Here is a 12953-nt window from a genome sequence, read left to right as displayed (position 1 = left end):
TATGGAACTACATATTTGTCATCTTTATCCGGATCTGCTTAATTCATATGGAGATATCGGGAATATATTAATCATGCAGTACCGTGCAAAGCAAAGAGGCATCGACGTGATCATTCACAACATCAGTATGAACGATCCGTTTGAACCCGATCTGTATGACATTGTCTTTTTTGGCGGTGGTCAGGATTTTGAACAAAGCATCGTCTCTGCTGATCTTAAAGAAAATAAACGTGATGCCATAAAACAGTATGTTGAAGACGGAAAAGTTTTGATTGCGATCTGCGGCGGTTATCAGCTACTGGGAAAATACTATATGTCTGCCAACGATGAATTGCTGGAAGGTCTTGACGTTTTAGACATTTATACAGAAAAAGGTGACCATCGTGCCATTAATAACCTCATCATTCAAGACAACGATCATTACTATGTGGGGTTTGAAAATCATTCCGGTAAGACACATATTAATGGTTTAAGTCCATTAGGCACTGTCAAGTACGGTTTCGGCAATAACGGAGACGATCAGCAAGAAGGCTGCCGATACAAAAATACTATTGGCACCTATCTGCATGGACCCCTGTTTTCTAAAAATCCGGAGCTATGCGATGAAATTCTATTGAATGCTTTAAACTTCAAATATAAAGAAGTTGAGTTTGAGCCACTGGACGATGATTTTGAAATGAAAGCTAAGCAGACTATTCTTGATCGTTATTTAAAATCATAATTTTAGTCCCTCTGATGGGACTTTTTTCTTTATACAAAAAGACAAAGCGATTTTGCTTTGTCTCTATTTTAAGATTTCTTCTAAAAAATAAGGGAATTGTTTCTGCCACCAAGGCCAGTCATGATTAACATCTTTTCCCCAAATATCAATCCAAGCTGGTATCTTTTTCGCATACAGCAGATCACGTAATTGATAAGTACTTTTCAACATTTCATCTTCCCAAGCACCTTGACCGCAGCTAATAATAATTTTGCAGTGACGATATTGTTCAATATAAGGATGATCGATCGGCATTCCCATTAAGTAGTGAACCGGTGTATTATCGTAGACATGTTCATCACAAAAATCCTGGAAGAAAATATCTGAGTTATAGTAACCGCTCATTGCAATCGTTCCAAGAAATAAATCAGGACGTCGCAGCATGAAATTAACCGCATGGCTTGCTCCCATTGAACAGCCAACAGTAATGATGCGCTTGCTTGAACGGTTGATTTGACGAATTCTTGGCACCAGTTCATGACAGATATAATAATACCACTGTTCATGCATATAAATACGGTGTGCAGGATCTCCGTTTTGATCGCTCCATGTCTCTTTATCAATACTGTCACAGCAGAAAACCTGAACGATACCGCGATCAATTTTATCCTGTATAGTAGCAATCATGCCAAAGTTTTCAAAATCAAAGAAATGACCATCTTGAGCCGGAAAGACTAATAACGGCTGACCGGTATAGCCATAGACTTTAAACTCCATCTGTCTTTGCAGACAGGGACTGTATTCTTTATAGTAGTGTGTATCCATTTAAACTCCTTTCTGCTCGTGAACAAAGCAAATAAACGCTTCAACTTCCGCTAACGTTTCAAAACGAGCGGTATACATTTGATTTCCCATTGCCCCTGAAAGTATATCCGGCATTCTTTCACACATCACCATATGACGATAATAGCGATCCATGATTTCCTGATGATAATGCTTATATTCCTGCATATCCCGCTGACTGGCATAAACACAGAAATATGGGCGAGACAATCGGTCATAGTGACTTTCATCGTTCAGCACCATATCGGCATAGATCGAATAGACATCAATATTGTTGGCATAATTCATCATATCTGTCGTATAGCCTCCGGGCGGACGCATATTGACTTCTAAGCCAATAATTTCTCCTTTTCTGCCAAGTCCGACCTTATCTTCATTTAAGCGGAAAAATTCGCAGTGGAAAAAACGTCTCTGACTATCAAAAGCTGCCACCACTTTATGCCCTGCACTTTTAACGTCTTCAGGAATTTCTCGCAATGAATAATAAGCTAAATCCTGATGTTCATTCACAATATCCATGATTGGTTTTGGAAAAACATGACTTGTCTCAAATAAGACCTCTCTTTTTGAATTGGCAATCCCATCATAAGAAATAATCGTGCCATTGACAAATTCTTCCATAATATAAGGTATCTCCGGCAGCTCTGCATAGAAATCCGTTAACGTTTGTTCGTTATCGATCCGATAAGTCTTAGCCGCTCCTACTCCATTATTTGGTTTCACAATAACCGGATAACCGACTTCTTTGATAAAGGCCTTGCCTTCTTCTAACGTTGTTACTAAATGATAGCGGGCACTTTTTACCCCTGCCTTTTCATAATAGTGCTTCATCTCTGATTTTAATTTAAATTCATTGATGTGCTGAATCTGCATTCCAGTCGTAATATTAAATGCAGTACGCAGTCTTGCATCCATTTCCAGCCAGTATTCATTATTCGATTCCAGCCAGTCAATTTTTCCATACTGATGAATAAAATACCCCATAGCCTTAATCATCTGTTTTTCATCTTCCATGTCATCCACACGATAATATTCCGTGACGGCCTGAATCAACTGATCCCCTAACGCATCATAAGGCGTATCCCCGATCGCCAACACATTGACTCCGCGACGTTTTAAGCGGTCACAGAAATGCCAATAGTTTTTTGGAAATTGAGGTGAAATAAAAACAAAATTCATCTTACACCCCTCCTTTATTTTATTATACCATGAACTATAAATAAGTAACTATCTAATCTTTCTTTTTTAAGCCTTTACATTTCTTATTATTTGTCTTTTTAAGAATTTAAAGAAAAAGATCCGCACACTATTTTTGCCTCTCTATATAAAACAGAATCAACAATAGTGCAGACAGATCTTTATTTTATGTAATGGTCGATAAATTCGAATACTTTTAAATAATAATAAGGTTTCGTTTGGCTTAATGCATGGCCTGCTCTTGATGCCGTAATAATTTCTTTAGGTGCCGCACAAGCATTGTAGTTTTCAAATACCATTGTAAATGGAACGAAATCATCTTCCTGTCCATGAATAAATAGGGTCGGTGTTTTTGATTTACGTAACTGTTTAATTGTATCTACTTCGCCGATCGAATAACCTGCCTTGCTGCGCATCACACAATCGATTCCCGCTAAAACACTAATTGGCGGCAAATGATAAAGCTTTTTAATCTGATCCGCAAAAACATCATAAAGGTTTGAATATCCACAGTCTTCAATCGCACATACCACATTGCTTGGCAAGTCTTCACCGGTTGTCATCATGACCGTTGCGGCCCCCATGCTGATTCCGTATAAGACAATTTGAGCTGATGGATAGCGCAATAAAATATGTTCAATCCATTTCACAACATCTAAACGATCATGCCAGCCCATGCCGATATAATCCCCTTCACTGAGTCCATGTCCACGACAGTCGACGATCAGTACATTGAATCCCCTGTCATAAAACTCTTTTCCGTTTTGGAAGACATACTTTGCTTCACTTTGATACCCATGAACAATGATCACCCATTTATCACTACCTGGATTCAAAAACTGATAGCCTGCCAGTTTTAAATGATCAAAGCTAGAGATGTAAACGATGGCATGTTCTGTTGTTTCTGCCCAAACTTGTCCTGCCTGACGTCTTGAATCAAGAACACTGTAGTCTGTTTCATCTTTTGTTTTTGCCGACTTGTTGTGTCCTTTCAATACATTATTATACAAACGCTGACACAATGAAAAATAAGTGATACTAACACCGGCTAATGCACCGAGTGCAAATATTGTTTTTTTCTTATTCATACATGACTCCTTTTTATCTCTTTTTTTATTAGTATAACACAAAAAGACATACAATAAAGTATGTCTTCCCATTTTAACCTCTTAAAATCGCCTGATGGTCTTTCTGCAAGGCCATTAAAATATTTGCTAAGCATTCATTAATCTCAGCTTCTCCCAAGGTTTTCGTTGGATCTTGGAAGATAAGATTGACAGCAATCGACTTTTTGCCTTCTTCGATGTGTTCACCTTGGTAAACATCAAAGATAATCGCATTTTTTACCAAACGCTTGCTTGCACGTTTAATGGTACGAATCATTGCATACGCTTCTTCTTTAGCGTCCACAACCAATGCGATGTCACGAGAAACACTCGGATACTGAGGAACTGCCTCATATTTTAATTTCTTCGTTTTTAATTCGGCAATCACATTTAAGTTTAATTCTGCCACAAAAGTATCAGCAATATCATATTTTTTAGCCATTGTCGGATGTACCTGTCCGATATATCCAACCAGCTGTTTATTGATATATAAGTATCCGCTGCGTCCGGGGTGCAAGTATGGATTATCGCTTTCTACACGCTGCAATACATAACGTGATTCTTCAATGCCTAATTTTTTAAATACCGCTTCTACGAAACCTTTGACTAAATAGAAATCCGCTTCTTTGCTGACTTTCTGCCATTTATTTACTAAGTAAGTCCCGCTGCAGGCAATGCCTAGTGTACAGATTTCACAGTCTTTTGTATACGTATTGCTGATTTCAAAGATATTCACATCTTTATTTGAGCGTGACTGATTATAGTTCACCGCCTGAAGCATACTTGGCATAACCGATTTACGGGTGACACTTCTTTCTTCTCCCAAAGGTGACATTAAGCTTACGTTTTCATTTTTATGGAAGTAATTGAAATCTTCTACAATCGCCGGTGTTACCAATGTATAGGTCACCACTTCCTGCAATCCAAGATTTGACAACAAGTTCTTGATCAGCATTTTTCTTTGCTGAACAGGAGTACGTACACCGGTAGTAGATGCCATGACCGGCAGTGTTGACGGAATATGATCATAACCATATAAACGTGCCACTTCTTCTACTAAATCTGCTTCTAAAGTAATATCATGACGATGCGTCGGAACATTAACTGTAAATTTTCCGTCCGTTAATGTATAGTCAAATTTTAAACTATCAAAAATATCAGCAATTTCCTGAGTAGTAATTGCAGTTCCCAATAATTCATTAGCACGATTTTCACGTAAGCTAACCTGAATCGGTTCGGGTTTAACCCCGGTTTCAACACTTTCATAAACTTCACTTGCTTCTGAAAGTTCTACTAACAACTCAGCGACACGATCTAAAGTATGAAGACTGCTTGCGGTATCAACAGCATTTTTAATAAAACGCTGTGAAGCGTCCGTTAATAAATTTAAACGGCGCGCCGTCTTTCTTAAACTTGCCCCATTGAAGGTTGCCACTTCAATCACAATATTGGTACTGTCATCTTCAATCTTTGTGGAATCTGATCCCATAACCCCGGCAATACACCCTACATCCCCGTCAACACAGACGATTACATCTTCTTTATCTAACTGGTATTTCTGCCCATCCAGTAAAGTTGCCTGATGATCTAATCCGGTTTTTACGATAAACTGTTTTTCTTTCATTTTATCATAATCATACATATGGATCGGCTGTCCGGTTTCCAGCATGACGTAATTAGAAATATCCACAACATTATTGATCGGCTTGATTCCGCTTGCCATCAAGGCTGTTTTCAGCCATTGAGGTGATTCATGTGTTTTCACACCTTTTACTAATTTCGCACTAAAATAAGGGCATTTTGGGGTTTTAGTAACAACTTGGATATCCCCTTTGCCAACAGTCTTCACTGTCGCTTTAGGTAATGTCACATCACGCTTTAAAACAGCTCCTACTTCATAAGCAAACGCGATCAATGACATACAGTCTGCACGATTGGGAGTTAGAGAAATATCTAAAATAACATCATCTAACCCAAGATAAGCTAATGCATCTTCTCCGATAGGGGCATTTTCATCTAAAATTTCGATTCCAGCTTTTTGTTCTTCACTTTGGAAACGAGCATCAATACCGATCTCACTTAATGAACAGATCATCCCATTAGATGCCTGACCGCGAATTACAGATTCTTTGATCTTCAATCCTCCGGCTAACTCGCATCCCGGCAAAGCAGCCATGACTTTTTGTCCGGCCGCTACATTCGGTGCCCCACAAACAATTTGATTTACTACCCCCGGAGCAACCTCTACCTGACAGACATGCAGATGATCAGAATCAGGATGCATCACGCACTCTTTGACATAACCAATCACAAGGTGAGTGCCATAAGCTAATTTTTCAATGCCTTCTACTTCAAATCCAGCAGCTGTAACTAAATCTGCCAATTTAGAAGGTTCGATATCTTTTACCTGAACATATTGATTTAATACATTTAAACTTACTTTCATATTAAGAGTCCTTTCTATTAAATTGATTTAAGAAACGTAAATCAGAACTATAGAAATGACGAATATCATCAATCCCATATTTCAGCATAGCGACACGTTCAAGCCCAATTCCAAAGGCGAAGCCTTGGTATTTCTTAGAATCAAAACCACACATATCTAATACTTTAGGGTTGACCATACCAGCTCCTAATATTTCAATCCAACCGGTCTGTTTACATATTGAACATCCTTTTCCTCCACAACTAAAACAAGAGATATCCACCTCAACTGATGGTTCAGTAAATGGGAAGAATGAAGGACGGAAACGGATTTCTCTTCCTTCGCCAAATATTTTATCGGCAAAGATTTGCAGGGTTCCTTTAAGATCTGCCATCGTGATCGATTCATCGATAACCAATCCCTCACATTGTGTAAACTGATGAGAATGGGTAGCATCATCATCGTCTTTACGATACGTTTTTCCCGGACAAATAATCTTGATCGGTCCTTTTCCTTTTGACGCTAACAAAGTACGAGCCTGCACCGGTGAAGTGTGTGTTCTCATCACTGTGTTTTCATCGATATAGAATGTATCCTGCATATCACGTGCGGGGTGATCTTTAGGCAGGTTTAATAACTCAAAGTTGAAATGATCCAATTCTACTTCAGGACCTTCGGCAATCTGATAGCCCATGCCTAAGAATAAATCTTCCATTTCTTCTTGAATCATCGTTAAAGGGTGCTTCGTTCCTTCATGAACATGAAAAGACGGTAAGGTAATATCAATCACTTCTTTCGCTAATTTTTGATTAATAGCTTCCTCTTCCAATCTTACTTTTGCCTCATCAATAGCAGCGGTAATGGATTGCTTTACTTCATTTGATATCTGCCCAAATGCAGCACGCTCTTCCGGTGCCATTGTTTTCATTGATTTCATTGCATCCTGGATCGGTCCTTTTTTCCCAAGGAAATGGACTCTAAGATCATTCAGCACTTTTAAGTCAGGACATGCTTCAATCTGACTTAAAGCATCTTCTTTGATTTTTAATAATTCATTCATATGCATTTCTCCTTTACAAATAAAAAAGTCGCTCCTAAATAGGAACGACTCTATGATCGCGGTACCATCCTAATTCATGATCACAAATATGACCATGCCCTTAATTCACGGTAACGTCGTGTAACGGCGAGGATTAGTCGCACTCCAAGGTGAATTCAATATATTCCTTGTAGAAAACTCTCAGCAATGTTTTCCTCTCTTAGACAATTTCTATATTTACTGGTCCTTATCTTCGTTTTTATATTTCCCATTATAGCAAAATTCCCAATAAAAACAAGTTTCTTTTTTAGAATCATTTAAAGTTTAACCGCAGATTCCAGTTTTAAACTCCGCTTTGAATAATGATACATCAAAATACCACCGGCGATCGCAACATTCAGTGATTCCGCATCCTTGATAGGGATATAGACATTTTGATCCGTAAGCGCTAGTAGTTCCTCACTGACACCATTGCCTTCATTTCCTAATAAAATCGCCAAACGCTCTTGATAGCTGACTTCCTGTATTTCTTTTCCATTTAACAGACTGGTTCCATATACACTGACACCATCATTGTGTAATTGACAGATCGCCGTTTTCAAATCCTGTTTGATGCAGTGAATATAAAAGATTCCGCCTTGAGAAGCACGAATAAACTTATCATTATACAGATCTACACTGTTTAACCCTAGTATGACCTGATCATAGCCAAAAGCAACTGCCGTTCTGACCAATGTTCCAATGTTGCCCGGATCTTGTAAATCATCTAATAATAAATAACGTTTGCCATCCTTCATTAAAGTATTGTCGCTTTGCATTTTACATACGGCAATAATAGGCTGCGGTGTTTCCACCAAAGAAAGACGTTCAATGATTTCTTCACTTACTTCTATGACTTCTACAGAGGCAGCGTGAGAATCCTGCAACGCCAAAATGGTTTCAACAACCCCCGCTTTCAATGCTTCTTCAACTAGATGCTCCCCTTCAACAAGATAACGCTGCTGCTGATCGCGATACTTCTTCTTTTTTAATTTCATGATTTCTTTAATTCTAGGATTATTGACTGAGGTTATTTTCATGCTGTTCGCCTTCTTTCACAATAGTTTTATAATTTGGAATCCATTTTTCAATTTCCGCATAAAAAGCCGGAGAATGATTAGGATGAATAAAATGACAGAGTTCATGGACAATGACATAATCAATAAAGCGTTTATCTTTATGGACTAAAATAGGATTAAATGACACTTTATTACGTTGATAAAAGCAAGCTCCATAGCGTCGTTTCGTTTTTTTTAATTCAATGACCGGAACCGGAAAACGTGGTTCTTTTTGACAATAGTAATCGATCATTGCTTTAATATAACGATATAAATAATCCTGTAAATAGCGATCCAAAACCGTTTTCATATTTTTATGATAAACAATGAAGCGTTCTTCTTTGATGACTACTTTTGCTATGTTCATATCTCGCAGAATAAGCGGATAGCGTTTGCCTAAAAAATAAACATATCCGCCATCCTGATAGATAACATCAGGCTGATAATTTTGGATTTTATTTTTAATCAATGCATAACGATCATTTAAAAACTGTTCAATAATCGGCAGCGGACAATAAAAAGGAGCATTTATTTTTATCTTTCCATTATCGATTCTTAAATACACATGTTTAATCTTTTTATAATGGATAAAATACTCGATTTCTTCATTCTCTATCCACAATGTTTTTTTTATTTCCATATGATTATTTCCTTCTTTATATGTTCATACTACGTAAGAAAGGAGTGACGTATCATGGATATTCGTGAAGCGGTCCATCATCGTTTAAAAAACGCTTCTGCCAACGAGCTTAAAAGTGTGATCAATGATAGTATCCATTCTCCGGATGAAGCTGTTCTTCCCGGTTTAGGAGTCTTATTTGAAGATTATTATAACACATTAGATGCTTCTGGGCAGGCTAACCTTTGTAATGTACTTTCTTCATTATTAAAATAAGCACGAAATTGTGCTTATTTTTTCTTTAATAGATACTGCTGGTAAGCAATATGAAGCATGACGGCAATTAAAAAGAAAATCGCAATCAGTTTAAATAATTGAAAGACCGGCAGGAAATAGACTGCTACTGCCCCTATAAAACAAACCCAAAAAGCAATAAACCGCTGTTTTTCCTCCATTGCTTCATTGATCGTATTCCATAGTTCCCATAAAACAATCACAAATAAAACCAGCACCCCATAATAGGTCAAAGAATAAATATCACCGGTAAATAAGCGGCGGGCACTATTCATAAAGTCAACACGATAATATCCCGCTAAATCAATAATAAACGCTAAGGATACAACCGTTAAACCAATCGCAACATTTTTTAGGATATATTGGAGATCATCTTTCATGATTTCACCTCATTTACTTTACTTAAATTAATACTGAAGGCTAGATCATTTTCTCCTTCTAATACGATGACAATACTTAAATCTAAATTTTGAAGCAGGATATCTTCCGGCATTTTCACGTCAATGCGATCCATCGAATAATGATTAAAGATCTCATCTATTGTTCCCGTCTGCTTATAAAAAACTACATATTGATCATTACTCGTTGATTCCGGTTTTTTATAGCGGTATTCAATACGAACATTATCATATTCTTTTTTCCATTGATCGATATTAGCACAGTTGATGCTGCCTAACTGAATTCTGTTTTTATAGACATATAATTCCTTTACCGTAAAGTCTTTATTTTGACCTGTATAAACATTTAACTCTGATGGATTCAGCGGAATAGACAAAGTCTGTCCCGTTGTTTTATTTTTAATTTCCAGTGTCAGCTGGTTTACCGATCCTAAGTTCTTATCTGTAATCAAATCTAAATTATAATGATACAAGTCTTCTTTTTCCAAGACATGTTCAAAAGAATGATCATCAATCAAAGAGGTCATTTCAACCTCATCCCCATCATGTATAAAGCTCTCATCTTTAATAGTAACTTTTGCTTTGCCTAGCTGATAGCCCTTTTCATTTTCGACTAAACTATAATAATCAACAAAGGCTGAGTCATGCAGTCCATAATAGATTGATTTTTGAAACACTTTTGTCTCATAGGTATGAAAGACAAAGTTTTTATATTGTGTCATCAACGGAAATAGCAGGACCACCAATAGTAGGACTGCCACCGATAAATGTGTCTTGTTTATTTTTTTCATTTTATCACCTTCTCCATTATACTATATTTCCTCAAAATAAAAAGTCGTAATTTCTACGACCTTTAATTTTGTCCACCTAATGTGACACTTAATGTAACGCTTTTACCACCACGGTTAACGATCACTTCGACTGTATCACCCGGCTGTTTTGCGTATAAAGCTTTCACAAAGCTCTTATATGTTGTGACTTCCTGACCATCGAATGATGTAATGACATCACCTGTCTGAATTCCGCCTTTACTTGCTGCTGAGCCATCAGATACACTGGCTACATAGACACCATCTGTCGCTGTCGTATTGATCTTATACATTCTTAATTCGTAGCTGGTGAGATCACTGATAGATAATCCTGAAATTCCCAATACCGGTCTTGCGATTTTACCGGTTGCTTTGATTTGTTCGATATCTTGAATAACTTGGTTAATTGGTAAGGCAAATCCCATCCCTTCAACAGAGGTATCCGATAATTTCATAGAGGTGATACCGACTAATTCTCCGGCAAGATTCACTAATGCTCCCCCACTGTTCCCCGGATTGATGGCTGCATCTGTTTGAATAACTGACATTTCCCAGTCCTCTACACCGTCGCCATTTAAATCGACAGAAACGCTGCGGCTATTTGTTGAGACCACTCCCTGAGTAACAGTTCCAGAATACTGAATGCCTAATGGAGACCCTACTGCCAACACAGTTTCACCAGGATCAAGCAGAGAAGAATCCCCAACCTTGATTGCCTTCATTTCAACATCACTGGTTAATTTTAATAAAGCAATATCACTGTACTGGTCGCTTCCCACCAATGTTGCTTCTGCTGATTCACCATTGCTGAAAACTACTTCGATTTGGTTTGCTCCACTGATAACATGATGGTTTGTAATGATATAGGCTTCTTTTCCATTTACTTCATAAATAACACCGCTTCCGCTTCCCGCTAACTGAGAATTGGAATACACCTGAATTCCCACAACACTGTCTTTTACCGCTTCTACGGCATCCACTGCATTCGTTTTAATATCACTGACTACATTTTGGATAGTCGTATTGGTATTTGGTGTACTGTTGTTGTTTTTATTATTTTGCAAACCTTTGATTGTCGTAAATAAATAGATATTAGAAGCAATCAAAGCAATAATGATAATTGCTAATAGGTATTTAAAGATATTTTTGTTTGTCATAATTTACCTCCTATTTAAGTGTACCCCTATTATAGCGAATATATATAATAGTAGCAAACTTTCTTAATTTTTTCACTCATATCGTATAAAGAAATTAACAGGAAATTATTTTTAAACTGTGTGAAATTGTCGAAAACTTTAAAAATATCTTAAGAAACAAAAAAAGAAGACCCTTTCGGATCTATCTTTTATCCGCTTTAATCTCTTCTAATAATTCTGGTGTCAGACGTTTACAGAATTCAGCTAATACTTTTACCGTTGCATCATAGTCATCTTCATGAATGATCGTACGATGAGAGTGCATATAGCGTGAAGGAATCGATAATGTCATATTGACTACCCCGGCTCCTACTTTATGCAGTTCTCCTGAATCGGTTCCGCCAAATGGAAGAACATCCAGCGCATAACCAACATTTAATTCTTCACAGATTTTTTCCATTTCTTTTAATAATCCGGTATGAGCAATGACACTGCCATCTAATACACCCAATGTAACACCACAGCCTAATTTAACGTCGCTCTTTTCTCCATCAGGAAGATCTTTTGAAAAACATACATCAATCGCAAAAGCAACATCCGGCTGGATCATTTGTCCTACTGTTTTTGCTCCTCTTAATCCTACTTCTTCCTGTACAGTTCCACAAGCATAAATGTTTGCTGATGTTTCTACTCCTTTTAAAGCTCTTAAAACATCGGTCGCAATAGCGGCTCCTACACGATCATCCCAAGCTTTTGCCATTAAATATTTAGGATTTGCTAATGGTAAAAATTCTGAACGAGGGGTGATCGGATCACCGATGCGAATTCCCAACGCAGTCACTTCTTCTTTATTTGCTACCCCAATATCCAAGAATGAATCTCCCGGAGCAGTGACTTTATCACGAGCTTCAGGTCCTTTTCCATGAGGCGGGATAGACCCAAAGACACCTACAATTTCTTTACCGTCACGAGTCGTGATATTGCAAGTATGTGCTGGAATATTCTGTCCCATCCATCCACCGATTGGATGAACTTTGATATATCCGGCATCTGTGATTTCTTTAACTACAAAACCGATTTCATCAATATGTCCAGTCATCGCTACTTTAAGATCAGTTGTTCCTTTTTTAATCCCGATAATACTTCCGATATTGTCATACACAATCTCATCTGTACAATCTTCTAAATATTTCTTCATTACACGAGTTGCTTCTTTTTCAAAGCCAGAAATCCCTTTTGCCATGGTAATTTCTTCTAAAAATTTCAAGTCTGCCATAAAAGCCTCCATTT

At 37.5% G+C, this 12953-nt stretch carries 13 protein-coding genes and 1 other annotated feature; of the genes, 2 read left to right on the top strand and 11 right to left on the bottom strand.

All coding sequences use genetic code 11. The features are described 5' to 3' along the window. Position 1 precedes the first annotated feature (1 nt). The gene (locus ACLRVU_RS07420) at positions 2-721 is read left to right on the top strand and encodes a type 1 glutamine amidotransferase (protein WP_412891390.1); all 720 of its coding nucleotides are present in this window, start codon (positions 2-4) and stop codon (positions 719-721) included. Positions 722-784: 63 nt separating this feature from the next. On the opposite strand, the gene ACLRVU_RS07415 is transcribed toward ACLRVU_RS07420, so the two are convergent. The 7 genes from ACLRVU_RS07415 to ACLRVU_RS07385 form a co-directional block, all read right to left on the bottom strand. Further along, on the bottom strand, positions 785-1525 hold the full coding sequence (locus ACLRVU_RS07415) for an esterase family protein (protein WP_412891389.1): 741 nt from the start codon (positions 1523-1525) through the stop codon (positions 785-787). Beyond that, positions 1526-2722, bottom strand: a complete 1197-nt coding sequence (locus ACLRVU_RS07410) for an ATP-grasp domain-containing protein (protein ID WP_412891388.1) — start codon at positions 2720-2722, stop codon at positions 1526-1528. It lies immediately after the preceding gene. A gap of 179 nt (positions 2723-2901) precedes the next feature. Next, a complete protein-coding gene (locus ACLRVU_RS07405) occupies positions 2902-3828 on the bottom strand; it encodes an alpha/beta hydrolase (RefSeq protein WP_412891387.1) in 927 nt (308 codons plus the stop codon). A gap of 73 nt (positions 3829-3901) precedes the next feature. After that, entirely contained in the window at positions 3902-6292 is a 2391-nt protein-coding gene (pheT, locus tag ACLRVU_RS07400) for a phenylalanine--tRNA ligase subunit beta (RefSeq protein WP_412891386.1), read from the bottom strand. A 1-nt stretch (position 6293) separates the two neighbouring features. Continuing rightward, positions 6294-7331, bottom strand: a complete 1038-nt coding sequence (gene pheS / locus ACLRVU_RS07395) for a phenylalanine--tRNA ligase subunit alpha (protein ID WP_412891385.1) — start codon at positions 7329-7331, stop codon at positions 6294-6296. 37 nt (positions 7332-7368) lie between these two features. Further along, positions 7369-7573, bottom strand: a binding site (T-box leader). 54 nt (positions 7574-7627) lie between these two features. Continuing rightward, a complete protein-coding gene (locus ACLRVU_RS07390) occupies positions 7628-8389 on the bottom strand; it encodes a TrmH family RNA methyltransferase (protein WP_412891384.1) in 762 nt (253 codons plus the stop codon). Then, the gene (locus ACLRVU_RS07385; RefSeq protein WP_412891383.1) at positions 8367-9047 is read right to left on the bottom strand and encodes a M48 family metallopeptidase; all 681 of its coding nucleotides are present in this window, start codon (positions 9045-9047) and stop codon (positions 8367-8369) included. Before ACLRVU_RS07385 ends, ACLRVU_RS07390 begins: the two co-directional genes overlap by 23 nt. A 54-nt stretch (positions 9048-9101) precedes the next feature. Between ACLRVU_RS07385 and sspI the strand changes: the two genes are divergently transcribed. Further along, on the top strand, positions 9102-9302 hold the full coding sequence (gene sspI / locus ACLRVU_RS07380; protein ID WP_041138743.1) for a small acid-soluble spore protein SspI: 201 nt from the start codon (positions 9102-9104) through the stop codon (positions 9300-9302). A 14-nt stretch (positions 9303-9316) separates the two neighbouring features. Here the strand turns inward: sspI and ACLRVU_RS07375 are convergent, their stop codons facing one another. The 4 genes from ACLRVU_RS07375 to ACLRVU_RS07360 form a co-directional block, all read right to left on the bottom strand. Beyond that, positions 9317-9700 (bottom strand): hypothetical protein, encoded by a 384-nt coding sequence (locus tag ACLRVU_RS07375; RefSeq protein WP_412891382.1) that lies wholly within the window; start codon positions 9698-9700, stop codon positions 9317-9319. Next, positions 9697-10509, bottom strand: a complete 813-nt coding sequence (locus tag ACLRVU_RS07370; protein ID WP_412891381.1) for a hypothetical protein — start codon at positions 10507-10509, stop codon at positions 9697-9699. Before ACLRVU_RS07370 ends, ACLRVU_RS07375 begins: the two co-directional genes overlap by 4 nt. A gap of 62 nt (positions 10510-10571) precedes the next feature. After that, positions 10572-11684 (bottom strand): S1C family serine protease, encoded by a 1113-nt coding sequence (locus ACLRVU_RS07365; protein ID WP_412891380.1) that lies wholly within the window; start codon positions 11682-11684, stop codon positions 10572-10574. Positions 11685-11865: 181 nt separating this feature from the next. Further along, positions 11866-12939: a M42 family metallopeptidase gene (locus ACLRVU_RS07360; RefSeq protein ID WP_147550323.1), complete on the bottom strand. Its 1074-nt coding sequence runs from the start codon at positions 12937-12939 to the stop codon at positions 11866-11868. Between the last annotated feature and the right edge of the window lie 14 nt (positions 12940-12953).

This window comes from Beduini sp. (assembly GCF_047239305.1).
In the GTDB taxonomy this organism is placed as follows: Bacteria; Bacillota_I; Bacilli_A; order Erysipelotrichales; family Coprobacillaceae; genus Beduini.
The sequence above is the reverse complement of the archived record's forward strand: the minus strand, read 5'-3'. Positions and strand labels throughout refer to the sequence as shown.

Coding starts and splice junctions, on each gene's coding strand:
- ACLRVU_RS07420 (WP_412891390.1), top strand. CDS start 2: ATGGAACTACATATTTGTCATCTTTATCCGGATCTGCTTAATTCATAT.
- ACLRVU_RS07415 (WP_412891389.1), bottom strand. CDS start 1,525: ATGGATACACACTACTATAAAGAATACAGTCCCTGTCTGCAAAGACAG.
- ACLRVU_RS07410 (WP_412891388.1), bottom strand. CDS start 2,722: ATGAATTTTGTTTTTATTTCACCTCAATTTCCAAAAAACTATTGGCAT.
- ACLRVU_RS07405 (WP_412891387.1), bottom strand. CDS start 3,828: ATGAATAAGAAAAAAACAATATTTGCACTCGGTGCATTAGCCGGTGTT.
- pheT (WP_412891386.1), bottom strand. CDS start 6,292: ATGAAAGTAAGTTTAAATGTATTAAATCAATATGTTCAGGTAAAAGAT.
- pheS (WP_412891385.1), bottom strand. CDS start 7,331: ATGAATGAATTATTAAAAATCAAAGAAGATGCTTTAAGTCAGATTGAA.
- ACLRVU_RS07390 (WP_412891384.1), bottom strand. CDS start 8,389: ATGAAAATAACCTCAGTCAATAATCCTAGAATTAAAGAAATCATGAAA.
- ACLRVU_RS07385 (WP_412891383.1), bottom strand. CDS start 9,047: ATGGAAATAAAAAAAACATTGTGGATAGAGAATGAAGAAATCGAGTAT.
- sspI (WP_041138743.1), top strand. CDS start 9,102: ATGGATATTCGTGAAGCGGTCCATCATCGTTTAAAAAACGCTTCTGCC.
- ACLRVU_RS07375 (WP_412891382.1), bottom strand. CDS start 9,700: ATGAAAGATGATCTCCAATATATCCTAAAAAATGTTGCGATTGGTTTA.
- ACLRVU_RS07370 (WP_412891381.1), bottom strand. CDS start 10,509: ATGAAAAAAATAAACAAGACACATTTATCGGTGGCAGTCCTACTATTG.
- ACLRVU_RS07365 (WP_412891380.1), bottom strand. CDS start 11,684: ATGACAAACAAAAATATCTTTAAATACCTATTAGCAATTATCATTATT.
- ACLRVU_RS07360 (WP_147550323.1), bottom strand. CDS start 12,939: ATGGCAGACTTGAAATTTTTAGAAGAAATTACCATGGCAAAAGGGATT.